This window comes from Azospirillum sp. UENF 112521 (assembly GCF_058780665.1).
Window position 1 is genome coordinate 207,570 of sequence record NZ_JBSNCI010000001.1, and the last position, 24,259, is coordinate 231,828.

General features: G+C 68.0%; 18 protein-coding genes. 10 read left to right on the forward strand and 8 right to left on the reverse strand.

Annotated elements, in window-relative coordinates:
• Window position 1 precedes the first annotated feature (1 nt).
• Window positions 2-1,651 (forward strand): electron transfer flavoprotein-ubiquinone oxidoreductase, encoded by a 1,650-nt coding sequence (locus ACWPN8_RS00945; RefSeq protein WP_492239599.1) that lies wholly within the window; start codon window positions 2-4, stop codon window positions 1,649-1,651.
• A 168-nt stretch (window positions 1,652-1,819) separates the two neighbouring features.
• Window positions 1,820-2,608 carry a zinc-ribbon domain-containing protein gene (locus tag ACWPN8_RS00950; protein ID WP_492239600.1) on the forward strand — a complete coding sequence of 263 codons (789 nt, stop codon included), beginning with the start codon at window positions 1,820-1,822 and terminating at the stop codon, window positions 2,606-2,608.
• Window positions 2,609-2,629: 21 nt separating this feature from the next.
• Here ACWPN8_RS00950 and ACWPN8_RS00955 read toward each other — a convergent pair whose 3' ends face one another.
• A complete protein-coding gene (locus ACWPN8_RS00955) occupies window positions 2,630-4,159 on the reverse strand; it encodes a sigma 54-interacting transcriptional regulator (protein WP_492239601.1) in 1,530 nt (509 codons plus the stop codon).
• A gap of 260 nt (window positions 4,160-4,419) precedes the next feature.
• Here ACWPN8_RS00955 and ACWPN8_RS00960 point away from each other — a divergent pair, with 260 nt between their 5' ends.
• On the forward strand, window positions 4,420-5,721 hold the full coding sequence (locus tag ACWPN8_RS00960; RefSeq protein WP_492239602.1) for a D-amino acid dehydrogenase: 1,302 nt from the start codon (window positions 4,420-4,422) through the stop codon (window positions 5,719-5,721).
• Here ACWPN8_RS00960 and ACWPN8_RS00965 read toward each other — a convergent pair.
• The 6 genes from ACWPN8_RS00965 to ACWPN8_RS00990 form a co-directional block, all read right to left on the reverse strand.
• Window positions 5,664-5,951 (reverse strand): hypothetical protein, encoded by a 288-nt coding sequence (locus ACWPN8_RS00965; RefSeq protein ID WP_492239603.1) that lies wholly within the window; start codon window positions 5,949-5,951, stop codon window positions 5,664-5,666. The genes ACWPN8_RS00960 and ACWPN8_RS00965 overlap by 58 nt on opposite strands.
• Window positions 5,948-6,610, reverse strand: coding sequence for a LutC/YkgG family protein (locus ACWPN8_RS00970; protein ID WP_492239604.1), 663 nt, complete (start codon window positions 6,608-6,610; stop codon window positions 5,948-5,950). Before ACWPN8_RS00970 ends, ACWPN8_RS00965 begins: the two co-directional genes overlap by 4 nt.
• Window positions 6,603-8,027, reverse strand: a complete 1,425-nt coding sequence (locus ACWPN8_RS00975) for a LutB/LldF family L-lactate oxidation iron-sulfur protein (protein ID WP_492239605.1) — start codon at window positions 8,025-8,027, stop codon at window positions 6,603-6,605. Before ACWPN8_RS00975 ends, ACWPN8_RS00970 begins: the two co-directional genes overlap by 8 nt.
• Window positions 8,017-8,766, reverse strand: a complete 750-nt coding sequence (locus ACWPN8_RS00980) for a (Fe-S)-binding protein (RefSeq protein ID WP_492239606.1) — start codon at window positions 8,764-8,766, stop codon at window positions 8,017-8,019. Before ACWPN8_RS00980 ends, ACWPN8_RS00975 begins: the two co-directional genes overlap by 11 nt.
• Before the next feature lie 40 nt (window positions 8,767-8,806).
• Window positions 8,807-11,665, reverse strand: coding sequence for an FAD-binding and (Fe-S)-binding domain-containing protein (locus tag ACWPN8_RS00985; RefSeq protein ID WP_492239607.1), 2,859 nt, complete (start codon window positions 11,663-11,665; stop codon window positions 8,807-8,809).
• Between the two features lie 79 nt (window positions 11,666-11,744).
• Complete coding sequence (locus ACWPN8_RS00990; RefSeq protein WP_492239608.1) at window positions 11,745-13,421, reverse strand: L-lactate permease; 1,677 nt, start codon at window positions 13,419-13,421, stop codon at window positions 11,745-11,747.
• A 480-nt stretch (window positions 13,422-13,901) separates the two neighbouring features.
• On the opposite strand from ACWPN8_RS00990, the gene ACWPN8_RS00995 reads away from it, so the two are divergent.
• The 3 genes from ACWPN8_RS00995 (at window position 13,902) to ACWPN8_RS01005 (ending at window position 20,082) form a co-directional block, all read left to right on the forward strand.
• A complete protein-coding gene (locus ACWPN8_RS00995) occupies window positions 13,902-14,672 on the forward strand; it encodes an FCD domain-containing protein (protein ID WP_109447331.1) in 771 nt (256 codons plus the stop codon).
• A gap of 182 nt (window positions 14,673-14,854) precedes the next feature.
• On the forward strand, window positions 14,855-16,288 hold the full coding sequence (locus ACWPN8_RS01000; protein WP_492239763.1) for a sigma-54-dependent transcriptional regulator: 1,434 nt from the start codon (window positions 14,855-14,857) through the stop codon (window positions 16,286-16,288).
• Window positions 16,285-20,082 (forward strand): response regulator, encoded by a 3,798-nt coding sequence (locus tag ACWPN8_RS01005; protein ID WP_492239609.1) that lies wholly within the window; start codon window positions 16,285-16,287, stop codon window positions 20,080-20,082. Before ACWPN8_RS01000 ends, ACWPN8_RS01005 begins: the two co-directional genes overlap by 4 nt.
• Window positions 20,083-20,128: 46 nt before the next feature.
• On the opposite strand, the gene ACWPN8_RS01010 is transcribed toward ACWPN8_RS01005, so the two are convergent.
• Window positions 20,129-20,374: a hypothetical protein gene (locus ACWPN8_RS01010; RefSeq protein ID WP_109447340.1), complete on the reverse strand. Its 246-nt coding sequence runs from the start codon at window positions 20,372-20,374 to the stop codon at window positions 20,129-20,131.
• 264 nt (window positions 20,375-20,638) lie between these two features.
• Between ACWPN8_RS01010 and gltA the strand changes: the two genes are divergently transcribed.
• From gltA to ACWPN8_RS01030, 4 genes are all read left to right on the forward strand, one after another.
• Complete coding sequence (gene gltA, locus ACWPN8_RS01015; RefSeq protein WP_492239610.1) at window positions 20,639-21,970, forward strand: citrate synthase; 1,332 nt, start codon at window positions 20,639-20,641, stop codon at window positions 21,968-21,970.
• 46 nt (window positions 21,971-22,016) lie between these two features.
• Complete coding sequence (locus ACWPN8_RS01020) at window positions 22,017-23,030, forward strand: NUDIX hydrolase (protein WP_109096264.1); 1,014 nt, start codon at window positions 22,017-22,019, stop codon at window positions 23,028-23,030.
• Between the two features lie 131 nt (window positions 23,031-23,161).
• A complete protein-coding gene (locus tag ACWPN8_RS01025; protein ID WP_109051712.1) occupies window positions 23,162-23,812 on the forward strand; it encodes a response regulator in 651 nt (216 codons plus the stop codon).
• A gap of 7 nt (window positions 23,813-23,819) precedes the next feature.
• Window positions 23,820-24,179: a DUF4406 domain-containing protein gene (locus tag ACWPN8_RS01030; RefSeq protein ID WP_109096263.1), complete on the forward strand. Its 360-nt coding sequence runs from the start codon at window positions 23,820-23,822 to the stop codon at window positions 24,177-24,179.
• Window positions 24,180-24,259 lie beyond the last annotated feature (80 nt).

Genomic DNA, 24,259 nt, shown 5'->3' on the forward strand with positions numbered 1-24,259 from the left:
GATGGAACGCGAACCGCGCGAGGTCATGGAATACGATGTTCTGATCGTCGGCGCCGGCCCGTCGGGCCTGAGCGCCGCGATCCGTCTGCGGCAGCGCGCGGCCGAGACCGGGCAGGAACTCAGCGTCTGCGTGATCGAGAAGGGGTCGGAGGTGGGGGCCCACCTGCTGTCCGGCGCCGTTTTCGAACCGCATGCGCTGGACGAGCTGATCCCGGACTGGAAGGAAAAGGGCGCCCCCCTCACCACCAAGGCGCGCGAAGACCATTTCCTGTTCCTGACGGAAACGAAGGCCTACAAGTCGCCTTTCGCCCCGCCGCAGATGAACAACCACGGCAACTACATCATCAGCCTGGGCAATCTGGCCCGCTGGATGGCGACCCAGGCCGAAGAGCTGGGCGTGGAAATCTACCCCGGCTTCGCCGCGGCGGAAGTGCTGTATGACGACAAGGGCGCGGTGAAGGGTGTCGCCACCGGCGACATGGGCATCGGCAAGGACGGCGAGAAGACCGGCAACTACACGCCCGGCATGGAACTGCATGCCAAGCAGACCATTTTCGCCGAGGGCTGCCGCGGGTCGCTGACCAAGACCCTGTTCGAGCGGTTCGACCTGCGCCGCGATTGCCAGCCGCAGACCTACGGCATCGGCATCAAGGAGCTGTGGGAGGTCGACCCGTCCCAGTCCAAGCCGGGCCTGATCGTCCACACCATCGGCTGGCCGATGGACCCCAAGACCTATGGCGGGTCATGGCTGTATCACATGGAAGGGAATCTGGTGTCGGTCGGCTTCGTCGTCGGCCTCGACTACTGGAACCCCCACATGAGCCCGTTCGAGGAGTTCCAGCGCTACAAGACCCACCCGGCGATCCGCCCGACCTTCGAAGGCGGCCGGCGTCTGTCCTATGGCGCCCGCGCTTTGTCGGAAGGCGGTTTCCAGTCGATCCCGAAGCTGACCTTCCCCGGCGGCCTCCTTATCGGCGACGGTGCCGGCTTCCTGAACGTGCCGAAGATCAAGGGCAACCACACCGCCATGAAGTCGGGCATGGTCGCGGCCGAGGCGGTGTTCGACCACCTGACCGGCGGCGCCGACAACGGCCCCGAGGTCATCGCCTATCCGGAGCGTCTGAAGCAGTCCTGGGTCTGGCCGGAGCTGTACGCCGTCCGCAACATCCGCCCGGGCTTCCAGAAGGGCCTGTGGGCCGGTCTGGCGAATGCCGCCTACGAGACGGGGCTGAAGGGCAAGTCGCCCTGGACGCTGAAGCACCACGCCGACCACACCACCCTGGTGAAGGCCAGCGAGGCGCCGAAGATCGCCTACCCCAAGCCGGACGGCAAGGTCAGCTTCGACCGGCTGTCCTCGGTCTACCTCTCCAACACCAACCATGAGGAAGACCAGCCGCCGCATCTGACGTTGAAGGACAAGTCGGTCCCGATCAGCGTCAATCTGGCGCTCTACGATGCGCCGGAGCAGCGCTACTGCCCGGCCGGCGTGTACGAGATCGTCCGCAACGACGACGGCAGCGATCCGCGTCTGCAGATCAACGCGCAGAACTGCGTCCACTGCAAGACCTGCGACATCAAGGACCCCACCCAGAACATCAACTGGGTCGTGCCGGAAGGCGGCGGGGGGCCGAACTATCCGGGCGGCATGTAAGAGGCTTCCGCCCTCCTCCCTCCCACGGCTTCGCCGCAGGTCGGAGGGGGCGGGTGCATGCGCCGAAGCCACATGCAGATGGATGACCGGCACCACCCCGCGGGTGCCGGTTGCGCCGCGCGCCACTCCTATCTATAAGGCAAGTGGTAACCTCTCTGCGACGGCGCGATGATCGTTTCCTGTCCGACCTGTTCGACGCGCTACACCCTGTCCGACGAATCGATCGGGCAGGATGGCCGGAAGGTTCGTTGTGCCCGCTGCGGCCACACCTGGTGGCAGATGCCCGACCGGGCGGAGCTTGAGCCGGTCATTCCCGATGCCCTGACAGAACTCCGGCCCGCAAAGCCTGCAAAAGCGGCCAATGCCGCTGGAAAAGCCAAGATCAAGCCACCCAAGGCCCCGCGTGCCAAGCCGTCCCGCAGCACCGTGGTTGGTTTTGCGGTGTTGGGGCTGCTGGTCGCCGGTTCCGCCGCCGGCGCCTATTTCGCCCGCGATGCCATCGTCCGCAGCTGGCCGCCCGCGGCATTGCTCTATGACGCCATCGGCATGCCGGCCGAACAGCCGGGTTTCGGGCTGGAGCTGCGCAACATCCGCTCGGAACAGAAGCTCGAAGGCGGGAAGACCGTCCTGCTTTTGGAGGGGGAGGTCGCCAACAAGACCGACACCGAGCGCACGCTGCCGCCGCTGCGCGTCAACACCTTCGGTCCGGAGCACAAGCTGCTGCAAAGCTGGGCCATCGAGCAGTCGGCCGAAACGCTCGGCCCCGGCGCCGCGGCTGGATTTCGCCACACCCAGCCCGATCCCGGCCCGGTGACCGAAGTGACGATCACCTTCGGCGGTCCGCCTCCCGGTCTGGAGCCGCCCGCTGCCGAGAAACCTGCCGAGAAAACCCCGGAAAAACCGGCTGCTGCGAAGCCGGCTCCCGAAAAGCATGCGGCCCCGGCCAAGGGCCACTGAACCGGATCGGGGCGGCACTCTTCACCGCTCCGGAATGCCGTATTTCCGCAGCTTGTTGGCGATCATGGTGTGCGAGGTGTTCAGCCGCGCCGCCAGCTTGCGGCTGGATGGGAAGCGGGGGTAGAGCCGCCGCAGCAGCGTCCGCTCGAACCCGTCCACCGCATCCTCCCAACTACCGGCATCCTCTGCCGGCAGTTCGGCTGCTTGCATGCCGGCGCCGGCCAGCTCCAGATCGGCGGCATCCAGCGTGCCGCCGTCGCTCATCGTCACGGCACGGAAGATGACGTTCTCCAACTGCCGAACATTGCCCGGCCAGCGGTTGGCGAGCAGCGCCGCCGCCGCCGCCGGGGTCAGCCGGCCGGGCGGGCGTCGGGCCTGCGCCGCGGCGCGGGCGATGAAATGGCGGGCCAGCAGCAGGATGTCCTGTCCGCGGTCGCGCAGGGGCGGGACGTCCAGCGTCAGCACGTTGAGGCGGTAGAACAGATCCTCGCGGAAGCTGTGGTCGGCGACCATTGCCTCCAGCGAGCGGTGGGTGGCGCTGATGACGCGGACATCCACCTTCTGCTCGCGCTCGCCGCCTACCCGGCGGAAGCTGCCGTCATTGAGGAAACGCAGCAGCTTGGCCTGGAGATAGGCCGACATCTCGCCGATCTCGTCGAGGAAGACGGTGCCGCCATGGGCCAGTTCCAGCAGGCCGGGCTTGCCGCCGCGTTGCGCCCCGGTGAAGGAGCCGGGGGCGTAGCCGAACAGCTCGCTCTCCGCCAGATTCTCCGGCACGGCGGCGCAGTTCAGTGCCAGGAATGGCTTGTCCCGGCGCGGGCTGGCGCGATGGCAGGCGTGGGCGATCAACTCCTTGCCGGTGCCGGTCTCGCCCAGGATCAGCAGCGGCGCCTCCATCGCGGCGACGCGTGCGGCGCGTGCCTTCAGCGCCCTGACCGGCGGCGATTCACCGAGGATGCGGTCGAAGCCGCCCTCGTCGAAATTCTGGATGGCGTCCAACCGCTCGCCGAGGCGCGACGGGGTGAACAGGGTGATGACGGCGCCTGCCGCCTCGACATCGACGATGGGCGTCACCTCCAGCAGGAAGGGCTGGCCGTTCAATGTGACCTCGCGCCCCGACATGCGGAAGCCGCCTGCGGTCAGCTCGCTCGTCAGGCCCGGTTCGCCGAACAGCACGCCGAGATCGAGGCCGGCGAGGCGCGACTCCGGCAGTCCGGCGACCTGGGCGGCGGCCGCACTCGCCACCACGACACGGGCCGCACGGTCGACCGCCAGCACCGGGTCGGGCAGGGCGGCGAGCAGCGCATCCAGATGCAGCCGCCGCCGCGTGCCCGGCAGCATGTCGATGGCCGCCACCGACCGTACCCCTGCAATGCCCTGCAGCGCGTCGGACAGGGCGGGCAGGGCCGCCGGATCGAGGCCGGGGGCGTCGATGTGGATCAGCGGCGGGTCGACCTCGACCCCGACCACATTGAGCCGGCGCAACGCCAGCACGGCGAGGATCTCATGGGCGATGCCGACGCGGTCGGTGAAGGTGACTTCGATGCGCATGGGCTTGCCGGTGGCAATGGGGACGACCGGCACTCACTGTACACATATCGTTACGCCGTATCAAAATCTTTACACCGCTTCAAACCGTTGATCTTCAACATCTCAGACCGGATAGACCGCCTCCCTGTAAACATATCCATACACCCCATCACCCGCTGGTCCGGCTGCATTGCAGCAAATCCGCCATTTCCAGGATTGGCATGGTGTTTGCGATCCATTCATCCAAGCGAAGTCATCCATCCCTAGGGGGAGCCAGTCTCATGCGCGTGATCGTTCTGGGCAGCGGCGTCATCGGTGTCACCACCGCCTATTATCTGGCGCGCGCCGGGCATGAGGTGACCGTGATCGACCGTCAGGCCGGTCCGGCGCTGGAGACCAGCTACGCCAACGCGGGCGAGGTGTCGCCGGGCTATTCCGCTCCCTGGGCGGCGCCGGGGTTGATGCTGAAGGCCGCCAAGTGGATGATGATGAAGCACTCGCCGCTGGTGATCCGGCCGAAGCTGGATCCGGCGATGTGGTCCTGGTGCCTGAAGCTGCTGGCCAACGCCAACGAGGCGAGCTACCAGCTGAACAAGAGCCGCATGGTCCGCGTCGCCGAATACAGCCGCGACTGCCTGAAGGCGCTCCGCGCCGAGACCGGCATCACTTATGACGAGCGCACACAGGGCACGCTGCAGGTCTTCCGCACCCAGAAGCAGATGGACGCCGCCGGCTACGACATGGCGGTGCTGGAGCGCTACGGCGTTCCCTACAGCCTGTTCGACCGCGACGGCCTGACCTCGGTCGAGCCGGCTCTGGCCCATGTGAAGGACAAGCTGGTCGGCGCGCTGCATCTGCCGGGCGACGAGACCGGCGATTGCTTCCAGTTCACCAACAAGCTGGCCGCCTATGCCGCCAAGCGCGGGGTGGAGTTCCGCTACGGCGTCTCCATCCGCGGGTTGGAGAGCGACGGCCGCAAGATCACCGGGGTGCTGACCGACCAGGGCACTCTGACCGCCGACAGCTACATCGTCGCCATGGGCAGCTATTCGCCCAAGCTGGTGAAGCCGCTGGGCATCGACCTGCCGGTCTATCCGGTGAAGGGCTATTCGCTGACCCTGCCGATCACCGACGCCGCCCATGCCCCGGAATCGACGGTGATGGACGAGACGCACAAGATCGCCGTTACCCGCCTCGGCGACCGCATCCGCGTCGGTGGCACGGCGGAACTGTCGGGCTTCGACCTCAGCATGCGCGCGAGCCGCCGCGGTCCGCTGGACCATGTGGTCAGCGACCTGTTCCCGAAGGGCGGCGACCTGTCGAAGGCGGAGTTCTGGACCGGCTTGCGCCCGAACACCCCGGACGGCACGCCGATCCTGGGGACGACCAATGTCCGCAACCTCTACCTCAACACCGGTCACGGCACGCTGGGCTGGACGATGTCCGCCGGTTCCGCCCGCGTGCTGGCCGACGTGGTCAGTGGCCGCCAGACCGAGATCGACATGGAAGGCCTCGGCGTCGACCGCTATGGCCGCAAGCCGTCGGTGGCGGTGTCGCGCCCGGCGGCGGTGCGTCCGGCCTGACCTGGGCTGGCCTGACCCTGGCCTGCCTGATTTGAATATGTGACCCGCGCCGCACGGCGGACGCGGGTCATCGCCAGCTCGAGAAGGGCGGCGTCGGTGATCTCGGCCCCATCCAGCCGATGTCGCCCACGCCGCCCTTCGCATTTCTCCACCCGGTGGCCGAGGCGCCTGAGATGCAGGATCGCCTCGTAGAGGCGGGTTGGCGGTTCCGCTGTGGGACGGGCCGTCACGGATGGACCACCAGGACGACCAGCCTCTTCGGCCCGTGGACGCCATAGGCCAGGGTCTGCTCGATGTCGGCGGTCTTGCTGGGACCGGACACCAGCAGCACGTTGGTCGGCATCGCCTGCGCCCATCCCTGCTCGCGCATGGCTTGCAGGAAGGTGTCGTAGAGGGCATCCGCACGCAGCAGCGCGATGTGGATGTGCGGCACCAGCGACAGGGTGCGCGGTTCCTCGACCGTCGGCCATAGGATCAGGCTGCCCGTCTCGGCGATGGCGCCGCGGGTGGTGGTCAGGCCGGCTTCGATTGTGTCGAACAACTGGGGTTTGAGGTCTTCCAGCGGGCGGTCGTAGGGGATCAGGGCGGTGGAACCCGTGCCCCACCCCTCGACCAGCCGCGTCCCCGCCTCCGTCGCCGGCGCATAGACCAGCGACCCCACCCCTTCGCGCGCCAGGAACTCGCGCAGCACCGCCGGCCAATCGGCCTCGGTCGCGTCGAGAAACTCGGTATGCACCGCCTCCATCAGGCGGCGGATGCGGGGCAGCCGCTCCTCCTCCGCCCAGCGCTTCGCCTCGATCGGCGCGAAATCCGAGGCCGGCGGGGTGAGCGGGTGGGCGTCGCGCGTCCTGCGCAGTTTCGTCAGGATCGAGTTGCGGGCGTCAGACATCGGGAACCCCCTTGGCGCGGGCGAGGTCGTGCAGGGTGCGGCCGGCAAAGCGCGGCTTGGTGCGGACGTTCGTCCACTCTTTCAGCATCGGCAGAGACGACGGCGCCGCATTGCCGAGTTTGCTCATCGCCAGCGTGGCGACGCGGTAGGCGGTTGGCGAGGCGTTCATCGCCGCCCAGCCGCTCCATACCATCGCTTCCGTCCGGCTGGCCTTGGCGCCGCCGTCCTTCACCGCACCGCTGGGCTTCACTGCCTCGACCCGCAGCCGTCCCATGATCTCGACAATGGGGATCTTCACCGGGCAGATTTCGACGCAGGCGTTGCACATGGTGCAGGCATGGGGCATGGCGCCGCGCTTCTCCAGCCCCTCGATCTGTGGCACCAGGATCTTGCCGATGGGGCCGGGATAGGGGGCCTCATAGGCGTGGCCGCCGACCTTGGTGTAGACCGGGCAATGGTTCATACAGGCGCCGCAGCGGATGCAGCGCAGCGTGTCGCGCAGTTCCGGGTCGGCGTAGATGCTGGAGCGGCCATTGTCGAGGATGACCAGATGCACCTCGCGCGGGCCGTCCTTCTCGCTTGGCCGGCGTGGACCGGAGATCATGTTGACGTAGGTGGTGATCGGCTGGCCGGTGGCGGAGCGCGGAAGCAGGCTGATGACCGGCGTTACGTCCTCCAGCTTTTCCACCACCTTCTCCAGCCCCATGAAGGCGATGTGGACCGGCGGCACCGTGGTGCACATGCGGCCGTTGCCTTCATTCTCGATCAGGCAGAGGGTGCCGGTTTCCGCCACCGCGGCGTTGACGCCGGACATGCCGACATCGGCGGCCTGGAACTTGGCGCGCAGAACCCGGCGGGCAAGGTCGGTCAGGTAGGCCGCGTCCTCGCGGCTCTCAGCGTCCTTGATCTTGCGCTTGAACAGATGGGCGATCTGCTTGGTGTTCAGGTGGATCGCCGGCATGATGATGTGCGACGGCATGGTGCCGTCAAGCTGCACGATGTATTCGCCGAGGTCGCTTTCCAGCACCTCGATACCGTCCTTTTCGAGAACGGCGTTCAGGTGCATCTCCTCCGTAACCATCGACTTGCCCTTGACCACCAGCTTGGCGTCGACCCGGTGCAGGATGTCGAGGGCGATGGCGTTGGCCTCCGCAGTCGTGGCCGCCCAATGGACGGTGATGCCGTTGCGGGTGCAGTTTTCCTCCAGCGTCTCCAGCAGTTCCGGCAGCTTCGACAGGGCGCGCAGCCGGACCGAGGCGGCCAGCGCCCGCACACCGGTCCATTCGCCGGCATCGGCGAACTGCGCGGCGCGCTTGCTCATCAAGCCATCCATGGCACGGCGGAAATTGCCGCGCAGCTGCGGGTCGGCCAGCGCCGTGCGCGAGGCGGCGGCGAAATCCGGTGCGTTACCGTCCATGGATGCGCTCCTTCAGGAACTCGGCGATGTGCTGGCCGCGTGCGGCCTTGGCGCCGGCCTCCAGCGCGCCGGTGATGTTCAGCAGGCAGCCGCAGTCACCCGACACCACCCGGGCGGCGCCGGTGCCCTCGATGTCCGCCACCTTGTCGCCGACCATCGCGGCCGAGATCTCCGGATGGCGCACGGCGAAGGTGCCGCCGAAGCCGCAGCATTCCTTCTCCCGCTTCAGCTCGACCAGCTCGACATTGGCGAGCTGGCGCAGCAGCGCCTTCGGTTCCTCGACCACGCCCATCTCGCGCTGGGCATGGCAGGAGGCGTGCCAGGTGACGCGCACCGGCTCGCCCTTGTCTGCCAGCCGGACATCCAGCGCATGGACCAGGAACTGGGTCAGTTCCCAGACGCGGGCCGCCACCTGCACCGCCTTGGCCTCGTCCGGCTCGCCGTGGAACAGGTCGGGCCAATGCTTCTTCATCATGCCGGCGCAGGAGCCCGACGGCACGACGATGGGATCGTCGCCGGGGAACAGGTCCAACTGGGCGCGGGCGACCTTCAGCGCGTCGGCGCGGTAGCCGGAATTGTAGGCGGGCTGGCCGCAGCAGCTCTGCCCCTGCGGGAAGACGACGGTCAGGCCCTGCGACTGCAACAGCTCGATCCCCGCCATCCCGGCATCGGGAAAGAACAGGTCGACGAGACAGGTGCCGAAGTAATAGACGCGGGCGGGCTTGGGGATCGCGGACATCGGGCGCTTCCTCAGGAATAATCTTGTCGGCGGGCGTCGTTCAGAAGGCCGGTTCGGCCACCCTCGCCTTCTCCTCCACCTTCGCCGTCGCGCAGGCGTCGACCAGATAGACGATGGAGCGGTAGGGCACGCCCGCCTTGTCGGACAGGCCGATCTCGCAAGTGCGGCTGGTGGAGTAGCCGGACGCGCAACCCTCCGGCACCGTGGCCGGCAGGTGGCGGAGCGCATGGGCGTTCAGTTCCGGCGTGGTGAAGCCCTTGTCGCCGGCGAAGCCGCAGCAGCCGACATCGGGCGGCACCACCACCGTCTCGGCGCAGGCCTTCGCCACCGCGGTCAAGGCGCCGTCCAGGCCCATCCGGCGGGTGGAGCAGGTCAGGTGCAGCATCACCGGCTCGGCCGTCTTCGCGATGTCCAGGCGGGGCAGGGCGAACTCGCCGAGGAACTCCGCCACGTCGAGGATGCGCAGCCCCGCGTCGGTCAGCCGCTTCTTCAGCCGCAGGGCGCAGGGGCTGGTGTCCATCACCACCGGGTAGAGGCCGCCCCGGCTCGCCTTCGACAGCGCCGCCAGCATGGCGTCGGCCTTGGCGTCGGCGGCCTCGATCAGCCCCTTGCTTTCCAGCGGCATGCCGCAGCACTGGCCGTCAGCCGCTTCCGGATAGAGGATGCGGAAGCCGGCCTTGCGCATCACCGATTCGACGACCTCGGGCAGCGGGCGCTGCTGCGGATCGCCGACGGCCGGGCCCATGGTCCGGCTGACGCAGCTGGGGGCATAGACCACCGTCGGCACGTCGTCGTCGGTGATCGCCTCCGCCTTTGGCGAGAAGGTCGCGGCGGTCGGCAGGCTGCGCGGCAGCGAGGGCAGTCCTCCGCCGGTCAGCACGCGGGCCGCGGCTTCGGCCACGCCATGCCCGAGCGTGCGGCGGGCAAGATCGGCCAGACGCAGGCCGGTGCGGGCGAGGCCCAGCGTCCCTTCCATATGGTCGGCGACCAGCGCGCCCGCCTTGCGGGCCACGGCGCCACGGCGCTCGCCGCGCATGGACTTGATCAGAAGCCCGGTCTCGATCCCCACCGGGCAGGCGGTGGCGCACAGGCCGCAGGCGGCGCAGGTGTCGATGCCCTGGTAATCGTAGGCGGCGCCGATCTCGGCCAGACGCCCGGCATCGTCACCGGCGGTCTCCAGCCGCGCCATCTCGCGCCGGCCGACGATGCGCTGGCGCGGCGACAGGGTGAGGCGGTGGGACGGGCAGGTCGGTTCGCAGAACCCGCACTCGATGCAGGTGTCGACCAGCGGGTCGGCCGGCGGCAGCGGCTTGAGGTTTTTCAGGTGGGCCTGCGGGTCGCCGTTCAGGATGACGCCCGGATTCAGCAGCCCGTCGGGGTCGAAGAGATCCTTGATCTCCTTCATCAGCCCATAGGCCTGCGGACCCCATTCCATCTCGACGAAGGGAGCCATGTTGCGGCCGGTGCCGTGCTCCGCCTTCAGCGAGCCGTCGTAACGGGTCACCACCAGTTCCGCGACATCGTCCATGAAGCGGCGGTAGCGGTCGATCTCCGCCTGGGTGTCGAAGGCCTGGGTGAAGACGAAGTGCAGGTTTCCTTCCAGCGCGTGGCCGAAGATGATCGCCTCGCGGTAGCCGTGGCGCTCGAACAGCGCCTGCAGCTCGCGCGTCGCCTCGGCCAGCCGGGGCAGGGGGAAGGCGACGTCCTCGATGATGACGGTGGTGCCGGTCTGGCGGATGGCGCCGACCGCCGGGAACAGGCCCTTGCGGATCTTCCAGAAGCCTTCGCAGGCCTTGGCGTCGGTGGTGAAGCTCGTATCGCCGATGGTGACGTAGCCGGCCAGCACCGCGGCGATCTCCGCCACGTTGGAGTCCAGCGCCGCGGCGCTCTCGGCGCGGGTCTCCACCAGCACGGCCGCCACCTCGGGGCCGAAGCCGCGGATCTGCGGCGGCATGCCCGGCTTGTCCTGGATGGAGCGGAGCGAGGCGCGGTCCATCAGCTCGGCGGCGTCGACCGGGGCGGCCTTCAGCAGGGCCACCGCGCGGCAGGCCTCGGCGATGTTGGGGAAGAACAGCAGCGCGCTGGCCTTGTGCGGATGCTCCGGCACGGTGCGCAGCGTGATGGCGGAGATAAAGCCCAGCGTGCCTTCCGACCCGATCATCAGGTGCTGGAGGATGTCGACCGGGTCCTCGTAATCCACCAGGGCGTTCAGACTGTAGCCGGTAGTGTTCTTGATGCGGAACTTGTCGCGGATGCGGGTCGCCAGCGCCTCGTCGGCGCGGGTGCGGGATCCCAGCGCCGCCAGCCGGTCGAGCAACCCGCCATTGCTTCGCTGGAAGTCACGGCGGCTGGCCGCATCCGCGGTGTCCAGCACCGTGCCGTCGGCCAGCACCAGCCGCATCGACTCCAACGTGCGGTAGCTGTTCTGCGCGGTGCCGCAGCACATGCCGCTGGCGTTGTTGGCGGCGATGCCGCCGATCTTCGCCGTGGCGATGGAAGCCGGATCGGGGCCGATCTTGCGGCCCAGCGGGGCGAGGCGGCGGTTCGCCTCCGCCCCGATCACGCCGGGTTGCAGGGTGACGGTGGCTGCGGCCGGGCCGATGGTGCAGCCCCGCCAGCCGTCCCCCAGCACCACCAGCACGCTGTCGCTGACCGCTTGGCCCGACAGGCTGGTGCCGGCGGCGCGGAAGGTCACCGGCACGCCGTGCCCGCGGGTGATGCGCAGCAGCCGCACCACCTCCTCCTCCGTTTCCACCAGCGCCACGATCTTCGGGATCAGCCGGTAGAAGCTGGCGTCGGTGCCGTAGGCCAGCGTGCGCAGCGGATCGGTGACCAGCCTTGCCTGCGGGATGACGGGCTGAAGCTCGGCCAGCACACGGTCGTAAGGGGCGGGCAGCATTGGCGGCGGCTCCTGCTTGGGGGAGGAGGACGTGGAAGTGGAGGGATCGGCCGCTGAGCGGCCGATCACCACAGGCCGCTTAGCGGCCGATGACCATGGCGGTGAAGGGCCAGAGATAGGCCTGCGCCATCACCAGCAGGCCGACCAGCGCGGTCAGCGCCAGCGAGTGCCAGATGACGAAGCGCAGGATCTTGCCCTCATGTCCATGCCACTTGGTAGCGACGGCGGCGACGACGATGCTCTGGGCATCGATCATCTTGCCCATCACGCCGCCGGAGCTGTTGGCGGCGGCCATCAGCGTCGGCGGCAGGCCGAGCTGTTCCGACGACACCTTTTGCAGGCTGCCGAACAGAACGTTGGATGCCGTGTCCGACCCGGTCAGCGCCACGCCGAGCCAGCCCAGAAAGGTGCCGAAGAACGGGTAGAGGAAGCCGGAGTTGGCGAAGGCGAGGCCCAGCGTGGTGTCGAGGCCCGAGTAGCGGGTGGTGTAGCCGAGCGCCAGCATCGCCGAGATGGTCAGCAGCGAGTTGCGGATGGCGTAGAGGGTGCGGCCATAGGTCTTCACCATCTCGACCGGCGAATAGCCCATCAGGAAGCCGGAGATGACGGCGGCGATGAAGATGCCGGTGCCGGTAGCCGACAGCCAGTTCAGCGTGAAGACGGCGGCCTCCGGATGGGCCTTGGCCACCACCGGGGGGACGCGCATCACCATGTTGTGCAGGCCGTCGATCGGGAACTTGAAGATCGACACGCCGTCGAGGAACGCCTTGACCTCCGGGATGCCCCACAGGAAGACCAGCACGCTGAGGATCGCCCAGGGCATCCAGGCGCGGCGGACTTCGGCGGCGCTGTAGCCGTGGCTGCGGCGCGCCTCGCCCTGGACCACGGCGGCGCCGACACCCTGCGTGAGCGCGGACGCCCCGCCGGCGGTGTGCCAGATCGCCTTCGGGTGCCAGACCTTCAGGAACAGGGTGACCGAGACCAGCGAGACGATGGCGGCGGCGACGTCCACCAGCCAGGGGCCGTGGTAGTTCGACACCAGATATTGCGGCACGGCGAAGGACACGCCGGCGACCAGGATGGCGGGCCAGATCTGGATCATGCCGCGCCAGCCAGCGAAGGCGACGATCAGCCAGAAGGGCACCAGGACCGAGAAGAAGGGCAGCTGCCGACCGATCATCGCCGACAGGTCCAGCAGCGGCAGGCCGGTGACCGCCGCCAGCGCCAGCACCGGCGTGCCGAGCGCGCCGTAGGCGACCGGGGCGGTGTTGGCGATCAGCGACAGGCCCGAGGCTGCCAGCGGGGTGAAGCCCAGACCGATCAGCATGGCGCCGGTCACGGCGACCGGGGTGCCGAAGCCGGCGGCACCCTCGAAGAAGGCGCCGAAGCAGAAGGCGATCAGCAGGAGCTGGAGCCGGCGGTCGTTGGTGATGCCGGTGATGCTTTCCTGCAGGATCTTGAACTGACCGCGCTGCTCGGTCAGGTGATAGAGGAAGATGATGTTGACGACGATCCAGCCGATCGGCAGCAGACCGTAAGCCGCACCCAGCAGCGCGGTTCTTCCCGCCATCGCCACCGGCATGCCGAACACGGCGACGGCCACCGCCAGCGCGGTCGCCAAGCCAGCCAAGGCCGCGCGGTGCGCCTTCATGTGGAAGATGCCGAGGCCGCCCAGCATCACCAGGACCGGCAGCGACGCGAACAGCGTCGACAGCCAGATGTTGTTCATCGGGTCGTAGACTTGCGACCAGCTCATCGTCAGGGGTCTCCTTCTCGGGGAGTGATGTCGGTCCGAACGGTGTCCCGAGAGAGGGTTGGCCTTGTTTTGGCCGCACTCGACCCTGCCCGCGCCTGGAGGACGGCGCGGGAGGAAGGCCGGATGTTCGGCAAAGCTGAGGCGTTCACCGCCGCCGGGGTCTTGCGGCCCCGATGCTCGCGGTGCGGATGCGCCCTTGCGGGTGCTGGTCCGTCCTGTCCCGGTACGTTGTGGATGCACTTTCCGCCCCGGCCGGTTTGGGGAAAACCCCTTGCCATTCCGGCGGCGATGGACATCTCTTATCCATACGGTGCGTGTTGGATAAAATATTTTACCAGACTGTGCAATGGCTGAATCGTTTGTCAGCCGACCAACTTTGGTAGGGGGGTGCGACCCTGCCGTTCGCCGCCGCTCTGGACGCCTGTTCCGTCCATCGCTATTGAAGAGGGTCGGGACGTACAGGGAGAGGCCGCCCACCCAATGCAGGGGACGATCAAACCGGCCAAGCTGGCCGACGCCATTGCCGAGCATCTGGAACGGCTGATCCTGGAAGGCGCACTGCGTCCGGGGGAGAAGCTGCTTGCCGAACGCGAACTGGCGGTGAAGCTGGATGTGTCGCGCCCGTCGCTGCGCGACGCCATCGCCAAGCTGGAGGAACGTGGTCTGCTGGTCAGCGGGCGCGGCGGCACCCATGTCGCCAGCTTCCTGTCGCAGATCGCCGATCCGCTGATGACGCTGATGCGCAACAAGCCGGACGCGTCCTTCGACTATCTGGAGTTCCGCCGTTCCATCGAGGCGGCGGCGGCCGGCTTGGCGGCCCAGCGGGCGACCGATCTCGACCGCGACGGCATCCGCGAGATCGTCGCCCGCATGCAGGCCGCCCATGGCAAGGACGACAGCTCCGAAGAGGCGGATTCGGACGCCGACCTGCATCTGGCGATCTACGAGGCGGCGCACAACGTCGTCATGTTGCACATCATGCGGACGCTGTCGGACCTGCTGCGCAACGACGTGTTCTACAACCGCACCGACCTCTATTCCCGGCCGGGCGTGCGCGAGTTGCTGCTGCAACAGCATCTGGCCATCGCCAATGCGGTGCTGGACGGCGACGCGGCGGCGGCGAGCGCGGCGGCGGAGGCCCATGTGGAATTCACCTTGCAGACCCTGCGCGAGATCCGCGAGCACAATGCCCGCGTCCAGGTCTCGCTGCGGCGGATCGGGCGGACCGACCTGATCGACAGCGGGGTGTAGAGGAGCCGGACCGCTCCGGATCTCTGCCCGGCGGGGCGTCATGGCGAAGGCACTGTGTCTGTGGGATTGCCCTGACTGGCGGCAAGCCCTTGGCCGGGTTACACTGTGGCTTCGCTCAGTGTCGCCGCCTGCCCGACTGGACTTGCCTTATCCACTCTGCCCGAGTGCCGCCCTTGTCTTCCTTGTCCACTTCCTCGTCCTCTTCCAAGAAGCGCCGGATCCTGCTGATCGAGGATACGGTCCCGCTCGCCAAGCTCTACATCGAGTTCCTGCGCGCCGATGCGCACGAGGTCGTGCATTGCACCCGCGGGGGCGAAGCGCTGGACGCGGCGGCGGCCTCCCCGCCCGATGCGGTGATCCTCGACCTGAAGCTGCCGGACATGGACGGGCTGGAGGTGTTGCAGGCGCTGCATGCCCGCGACGCAAGCGTGTCGGTGGTCATCATCACCGCCCATGGCTCCATCGATCTGGCGGTGGAGGCGATGAAGCTCGGCGCCTTCGATTTCATCGTGAAGCCCTTCAACGCCGACCGGCTGAACCTGACCCTGCGCAACGCGCTGGAGCGCCGGACCCTGGCCCGCATGGTGGAGGGATACCGCAAGGATCTGGACCGCGGGCGCTTCCATGGCTTCATCGGCAGCTCGCCCGAGATGCAGGCGGTCTACCGCACAATCGAGAGCGTGGCCGCCAGCCGGGCCAACGTCTTCATCACCGGCGAAAGCGGAACCGGCAAGGAGGTGGCGGCCCAGGCCATCCACCGCGCCAGCCCCAGGCGCGACGGTGCCTTCGTCGCGTTGAACTGTGCCGCGATTCCCAAGGACCTGTTGGAATCGGAGATCTTCGGCCATGTGAAGGGCGCCTTCACCGGTGCGTCCGGCGACCGGCCGGGTGCGGCGCTGCTGGCCGACGGCGGCACGCTGTTCCTGGACGAGATCTGCGAGATGCCATTCGACTTGCAGAGCAAGCTTTTGCGCTTCGTCCAGACCGGCACGGTCAACCCCGTCGGCAGCGGCCGGGAGGAGCGGGTGGACGTGCGCTTCGTCGCCGCCACCAACCGCGATCCGCTGGCGGAGGTGCAGGCCGCCCGTTTCCGGGAGGATCTCTACTACCGCCTGCACGTCATCCCGCTGGCCCTGCCGCCGCTGCGCGACCGCGGCGACGACGTGATCGAGATCGCCCGCTCCTTCCTGTCCGACTATGCGCGGGAGGAGGGGAAGGCGCTGGCGGCCTTCACGCCGGAGGTGGAGGCGAGGCTGCGCGCCCATGACTGGCCGGGCAATGTGCGGCAATTGCAGAATGTCATCCGCAACGTCGTGGTCCTGAACGACGGGCCGCAGGTCACCCTCGACATGCTGCCGCCGATGGCCGGCCCGGATGGCTCCGCTGCCGCCTGCACCGCCTGCGGTTCGCCGCCCGCCGACCTGCCGGAAGGGGACGACGCCGTGCAGCCGTTGTGGCAGGTCGAGAAGGAGATGATCCGGAAGGCGCTGCGGCTGACCGGCGACGATGTACCGCGCGCCGCGCTGATACTGGAGATCAGCCCCTCCACCATCTACCGCAAGCTCCAGCAGTGGCGTATCGCCGACGGCCGCAGCGCCGGGGAGACGGCTGCGTGAGTGCGGATCCGGTCGGGGGGCCGGTGCCGGCGGCCCTGCCGCCCGATGAGGGCGGCCGGCTGGCGGTTCTGCACTCCTACTGCATCCTCGATACGCCGCCCGAGCCGGGGTTCGACAACATCACCCGGCTGGCCCAACATTTCTTCCGGACCCGCATCGCGCTGGTGTCGCTGATCGACCGCGACCGCCAGTGGTTCAAGAGCCGCGCCGGGCTGGAGGCGACGGAAACCCACCGCGACTTCGCCTTCTGCGCCCATGCCATTCTGGACGACGGCGTGCTGGTGGTGCCCGACGCGACCAAGGACCGGCGGTTCGCCGGAAATCCGCTGGTCACCGGCGACCCCCACATCCGCTTCTATGCCGGTGCGCCATTGGTGGCGGACGGGCGGAAGCTGGGGACGCTGTGCGTCATCGACGACAGGCCCCGTGACAGCTTCGATGCCCGCGAGGCGGAGACGCTGGCCCAGCTCGCCCGGCTGGTGGTGGACGAGATGACGCTGCGCCGCGAGGTTACCCGGCGCGAGCGGGCGGAAGCTGAGCTGCGCGACCGGTCGCGCCTGCTGAATCTCGCCGAGGAGATCGGCCAGTTCGGCCACTGGTACATCGACTTCGTCACCGATGCCCGCCGCTGGTCCGACGAGGTCTATCGCATCCTGGGCCTGCCGCCGCAGCAGCAACAGCCGACCGTCGAGCTGTCGCGCGCCTGCTACCACCCCGACGACCGCAAGCCTCTGGCCGATCTGGTCGAGCGCGCACGGAAGACCGGCGAGGGGTTTTCGATCGAGGCGCGCGTCATCCGGCCCGACGGTTCGCTGCGCCATGTCTTCGTCCGCGGCATGGCCGAATGCGGCGACGATGGCCGGCCGGTCGGCCTGCTCGGTGTCGTCCAGGACATCACCGAGGCCAAGCGGGAGGAGGCGGAACTGCGGTCGAACCGCGAGCTTCTCGACCTCACCGTCCAGGCGACGCGGGACGGCATCTGGGATTGGAATCTGGAAAGCGGCGGGATTCGGTTCTCCCCCACCTGGAAGGAGCAGCTCGGCTACCGCGACTGCGAACTGGCAAACAGCCTGGACATGTGGGCCGGCCTGATCTTCGAGGAGGACCGGATCGCCGCGCTGGAGATGGTCCGCGCCTACAATGCCGGGCTGATCCCGAAATTCGAGGCGGTGCAGCGCTTCCGCCACAAGCAGGGCCACACCGTCTACATCCTCAGCCGCGCCATCCACATCCGCGACGCCGAGGGGCGCGTCGTGCGCATGGTCGGCGCCCATACCGACATCTCGCGCGACAAGCTGACGGAAGAGGAGCTGAGGCTCGCCAAGCAGACGCTGGACGATGCGATCGAAGCGGTGCCGGAGGGGTTGGCCTATTTCGATGCCGACGACCGGCTGATTCTGTGCAACGAGCGCTATCGCGAAGCCCATCCGCTGACGGCGCCGCTGATGGTTCCCGGCCGCCCGTTCGAAGATATTCTGCGCGCCGCCGTGGCGAACGGCGAGTTCGCCGGCAATCCGGACGGGCCGAACGATGAAACCTGGATCCAGGCCGAACTGGCCCAGCACCGCAACCCCAGTGCGCCGTTCGAGCGGGAACTGCCCGACGGCCGCTGGATCGTGGTGGCGGAGAACCGGACCAGCAACGGCTCGCTGGTCTGCACCCGCACCGACATCACCGAGCGCAAGCGCTTCGAGGCGGAGTTGCAGTGCCAGGCCGCCGACATGTGCGCGCTGGCCGAAGGGCTCGACGCCGCCCGCGAGGAGGCCGACGCCCTGCGCGCCCGTGCCGAGGCGGCGACCCAGGCGAAATCGGAATTCCTGGCGGCGATGAGCCACGAGATCCGCACGCCGATGAACGGCATCCAGGGCATGACGGAGCTGCTGTTCGACACACCGCTGACCGACGAGCAGCGCCAGTTCGCCCAGGCCATCCGCAGCTCGTCCAATGCACTGCTGACCATCATCAACGACATCCTCGACATCTCCAAGCTGGAGGCCGGCCGCGTCACCATCGAAACGCTGCCCTTCGACGCCGCCGATCTGGTGGAAGGGGTGGTGGAACTGCTGACGCCTCGCGCGCACGAGAAGGGGATCGAGATCGGCTTCTACATCGATCCGCTGCTGCGCCGTACCCTGCTGGGCGATCCGACCCGCATCCGGCAAATTCTGGTCAATCTGGTCGGCAATGCGGTGAAATTCACCGATCAAGGCTCCGTCGCGGTGGAATTGGAAGTGCTGGACGTCACCGACGCCCATCTGGTGATGCGCATCACCGTGACGGATACCGGCATCGGCATCCCCGCCGAGGCGATGCCGACCCTGTTCAACAAGTTCCAGCAGGTGGACGGCTCGATCACCCGCAAGTTCGGCGGCACCGGCCTTGGGCTGGCAATCTGCCGCCAGTTGTCGGAACTGATGGGCGGCAGCATCGCGGTGGAAAGCAGCCTTGGCATCGGCAGCCGTTTCCTTGTCGACCTGCCGCTGGCCCTGTCGGAAGAGGCGTTGCCGCCGGCCGAACAGCTGCTGGCCGGTCGCAGCGTGCTGGTGGTGGACGATCTGGCGGTGAACCGCAGGGTGCTGGCCTCGATGCTCGACAGCCTGGGCGCCCGGCCGACCTGTGTGGAAAACGGGGCCGACGCGCTGGAGGCGTTGCGGCGCCGGGCGGCCGGCGGCCATCCCTTCGACGTGGTGCTGGCCGACCAGACCATGCCCGGCATGGGCGGCGACGTGCTGCTGGCGACGGTTGCCGGCGACCCGGCACTGATCGGGACGCGGCGCGTGCTGATCGTCACGCTGGGGCCGGCGGTGCGCGGCGAAAGCGGGCCGGCGCCCGGTCTGGCCCATGCGACCCTGAACCGTCCGCTGCGCCAGAGTTCGCTGGCCGCCTGCCTGACCGGGCTGTTGGCCGCCGCGTCTCCCGCCGCATCTGCCGCTCCTTCGGCCGAAGCGAAGGTGGAGGACCCGCCCCGCCGCGGCCGTATCCTGCTGGCGGAGGACAACCGCACCAACCAGCTGTTCGCCACCACCCTGCTGCGCCGGCTGGGCTACACGGTGGAGGTGGCGGAGGACGGCGGGCAGGCGGTGGCGGCGGCCTGCCGCGGCGGCATCGATCTGGTGCTGATGGATGTGCAGATGCCGGGAATGGACGGGCTGGAAGCCGCCCAGGCGATCCGCGCACGCGGCGGCGCGCTGGCCGGCCTGCCCATCATCGCCCTGACCGCCGATGCCATGCCCGGAACGCGCGAACTGTGTCTGCGTGCAGGCATGAGCGACTATCTGACCAAGCCGATCAGCCGCGCCGGCCTGCTGTCCGCGCTGGATCGCTGGATCGGCACGGCGGAGCCGCCGGCCGTTGCGGCGGAGGCAGGCATTGGGAGCGATCGGGGCAGCGCCGCCGGGAATGATGATGGCAGCGGCGGGGATGGCGAGGCGCTGGATGGGGAGGTGCTGGACGATCTGGTGGAAACGGTGGGCGCCGACAGTCTGGCGCTGATCGTCGACAGCTTCCTTGAGGATGTCTCGCACCGGCTGGAGCGGCTGTCGGCGATGGATGATGCCATGTCGGCCGGCACCGTCGACCTGCGCGCGCTGGCCCAGGAGGCGCACGACCTGTCCAGTCTCGCCGGCAGCTTCGGCGGCATGGCGGTCATGCACATCGCCTGGCGCATGGAGGTTCTCTGCCGCAACGACGACAGGGATCAGGCGGCCCGGCTTCTGCCGGTCCTGTTGCGCGAGGCCGCCCGGTTGGAGCGGAGCTTGCGCGAGCGCACCGGCGTGCCGCGGCCAGTGGCGTGAGACCGCCGGGCTGAAGCCGGTGCGCCGGGACCGTCCGTGGCCGGCGTCAGCCGGTGCCGGGCTGGGTCGAGCCGTCGGTGTCCTCCGCCCGTTCCCGCAGCTCCTTCGACGACAATCCGGCCGGGGTGGCGTCCTGCAGCGTGCCGTCGCCCGGCGTCTTCGTCATGTCCTCGCGCGGGGAGCGCTCGCCGGCCGGGGTCTGGTCATGGGTGTCCGCGCCGGATTTCGCATCGGATTTCTTCGGCTGGGGCATTCCTTCGGAGGGGGTGCGCGTTTGAGGCGTGTCGGTCATGATGTCCTCTGCTATCTTCTGCCTCTACAATCTTCCGGAGGAGTCAACGACCAGGACGGGTGCGTGTTCCGCGTCCGGCCTATCCTTCGGAGGGTTGAAGGAAGACGTCCCCGTCCAAGGGGACCGGGAGAAGACGGCGTGGCACCCCGCAGGGTGTCGAAGCGCGCAGTCCCAATGCGTGCCAAAGTCGGGCCAACCACCAAGGTCCGGCAGCGGAGGCCGCGAGCCGCCGCCCAGCCGGCCAGCAAGGAGTGTGAAAAGGTCATGGAAGCGAGCAAGCACACGCCGCATGGCGATGTGACCCAGGTCGGCACCGTCACGCTGACCGACGACGCCACCGGCAAGACTCTGAAGCTGCCGCTGCTCGGCGGGTCCACCGGTCCCAACGTGATCGACATTCGCAAGCTCTACGCCGAAACCGGCTATTTCACGTACGATCCCGGCTTCACCTCCACCGCCGCCTGCGATTCGGCCATCACCTACATCGATGGCGACGAGGGCATCCTGCTGCACCGCGGCTATGCCATCGCCGACCTTGCCGAGAATTGCGATTTTCTTGAGGTCTGCCACCTGCTGCTGAACGGCGAACTGCCCGACCCGCAGCAGAAGGCCGATTTCGAGCGCACCATCACCTACCACACGATGGTGCACGAGCAATTGGCCAAGTTCTACAGCGGCTTCCGCCGCGACGCCCACCCGATGGCGATCATGTGCGGCGTCGTCGGCGCCCTGTCGGCCTTCTATCACGACTCCACCGACATCTTCGATCCGGTGCAGCGCAAGATCGCCGCGCACCGCCTGATCGCCAAGATGCCGACCATGGCCGCGATGGCGCACAAATACACGGTCGGCGAGCCGTTCATGTATCCGCGCAACGACCTGTCCTACGCGGAGAACTTCCTCTACATGACGTTCGGCACGCCGTGCGAGGAATGGAAGGTCGATCCGGTCCTGTCGGAAGCGATGGACAAGATCTTCATCCTGCATGCCGACCACGAGCAGAACGCCTCGACCTCCACCGTCCGCTTGGCCGGCTCGTCGCACGCCAACCCGTTCGCCTGCATCGCGTCGGGCATCGCGGCCCTGTGGGGCCCGGCCCATGGCGGCGCCAACGAGGCCGTGCTGAAGATGCTGGAGCAGATCGGCTCGGTGGAGAACATCCCCGAGTTCGTCCGCCGCGCCAAGGACAAGAACGACAGCTTCCGCCTGATGGGCTTCGGCCACCGCGTCTACAAGAACTACGATCCGCGCGCCAAGATCATGCGCGAGACCTGCTATCAGGTTCTTGACCGGCTGGGCATCAAGGACGAGCCGCATCTGGCCATCGCGATGGAGCTGGAGAGGATCGCCCTGTCGGACGAATACTTCATCGAGAAGAAGCTCTATCCGAACGTCGATTTCTACTCGGGCATCATCCTGAAGGCGATGGGCTTCCCGACCAGCATGTTCACCGTGCTGTTCGCTCTCGCCCGCACCGTCGGCTGGATCAGCCAGTGGAAGGAGATGATCGAGGATCCGGCCCAGAAGATCGGCCGTCCCCGCCAGCTCTTCACCGGCCACGCTGCCCGTCCCTTCGTCTCCTTGGACAAGCGTTGATCCCACATCATCGGACGTCCCCTCGTCGAAAGGAGAGGGGCGCACCGTGACCCAATCGCTTCAACTGGGCCTGTCGGTCGCCATCGTGGCGGTGACCGGCGGGACTCCGCGCGTCGTGACGGTGCGCAGCGGATTCACCGTGCCGGACAACCACCGGCGCGGCGACGAGCCGTTGCCGCATCGCGACGCTCTCCCCGGCGCGCCCTTCGAGCCTGAGCGTTTCCGCACTCTGCAGGAAGGCGTCCGCGCGGTGGCGGAGGGGTTGTCAGGTCTGGCGCTCCGTTATGTCGAGCAGCTCTACACCTTCGGCGACCGTTACCGCGACCCGCACGAGCTGTTCGGCGGTCCGCGCTCGGTCGTGGTCGGCTATCTGGCGCTGGTCAGGGACGGCCCCCTGGGCGGCGGCGGCTCGGCCGAATGGCGCGACCTCTACGACCATTTCCCATGGGAGGACTGGCGCGACCAGCGCCCGCCGCTGCTGGATGGAGTCATCGCCCCGGCGCTCGGCGGCTGGATCGCCTCGGCGCCCGACGAGGAGACCCGGCTGCGCCGGGCCGAGCGTGCCCAGATGGCCTTCGGCCTGGACGGTGCCGACTGGGACATGGAACGCGTGCTGGAGCGGTTCGAACTGCTCTACGAGGCCGGGCTGGTGGTTGAGTCCTTCCGCGACCGCGACCTCGCCGCCCGGGTCGACCCGTCGGTGTCGACCGGCGGGCCGATGCCGCGCGCGCTCGGCCGGCCGATGGCGCGCGATGGCCGGCGCATCCTGGCGACCGCGCTGGAGCGGCTGCGCGGCAAGCTGCGCTACCGCCCCATCGTGTTCGAGCTGCTGCCGCCGACCTTCACCCTGCACCAGCTCCAGCTGGTGGTGGAGGCGCTGTCGGGCGAGCGGGTCCACAAGCAGAATTTCCGCCGCCTGATGATCAGCGGCGGCTTCGTGGAGCCCACCGGCCAGTATGAAAGCCAGACCGGCGGCCGGCCGGCCGAGCTGTACCGCTTCCGCCGTCAGGCCATCCACGAACGCACCAGCGCCGGTGCGATTCCGTCCGCGGACGGATGAGGGGAAATCCTCCGGAAACGTCGACGCGCGGCATTGGGCGCAGTTGTCAACGGGCGGCTGCAAGGGGATACTGGTGGAACCGTTTTAAACCCGGACCATCCTTGTCCGGAAATTCCATTCTCGGAAAATCAATGTCGCACCGCATCCTGATTGCCGACGACCACCCGCTGATGCGTACCGCCTTGACCCAGACCATTGGTCAGGCGATTGCCGGCGCCGTGATTCTGGAAGCGTCGCGGTTCGAACAGATCAAGCCGCTGCTGGACACCGGGGAGCCGCCGGACATCATCCTGCTGGATCTGCACATGCCCGGCATGAGCGGCCTGATCGGCCTGATGATGCTGCGGTCCGAACATCCGGCGATCCCGGTGATCGTGGTGTCGGCATCGGAGGATCCGGTGACGATCCAACGCTCCATCGACTATGGCGCCTCCGGCTTCGTGCCCAAGTCGGCGCCGAACACCCAGATCGTCGAGGCGATCCACGCCGTGCTGGACGGCGAGCTGTGGCTGCCGGAGATCAACGGCGGCCCCGAAACCGAAGCCCCCGACCCGGCCCAGCGCGCCGCCACCCTGACGCCCCAGCAGCTCCGCGTCCTGGCCGGCATTGCCGAAGGCAAGCTGAACAAGCAGATCGCCTATGAGATGAACGTCGCCGAGACGACGGTGAAGGCGCATGTCACCACGATCCTGCGCAAGCTGGGCGTGCTGACCCGCACCCAGGCCGCCGTGCTGGCGAGCCAGTTGGCGCTGTCCGCCGTACCGCCGCCACCGGTGGAATGAGGAAAATATGCTGATCATGGTTGCCGGTCCGTACAGTACCGACGGTGCCGATACCCTGAAGCGCGCTGCAAATCTTACCGTTCTGAATGAGGCGGCTCTTCAAGTCTTTCGCCGGGGGCATATTCCAGTAATTGGCGTGAATGCCGCCTTGCCGATCATCGCCGTTGCCGGAGAGACGGCTTATGACGAAATCATGATGCCAGTGTCATTGGCCTTGGCCGAGCGTTGCGATGCATGCTTGCGGGTCGGTGGCCCATCGGCCGGGGCTGATGCCGAGGTGCAGCGTTTTCGGAGGCGGGGGCTTCCGGTCTACAGCAGCCTTGATGACATTCCATTGAACTCTGTTGGCAACGCAACCATGCCCTAACCATTCCTGTCCGTCGTGCTCCGGTGAACTAGAGGCGGGCGCACCGCATCGTCGATGGTACGCCCGCTGCCCTGGTTTCA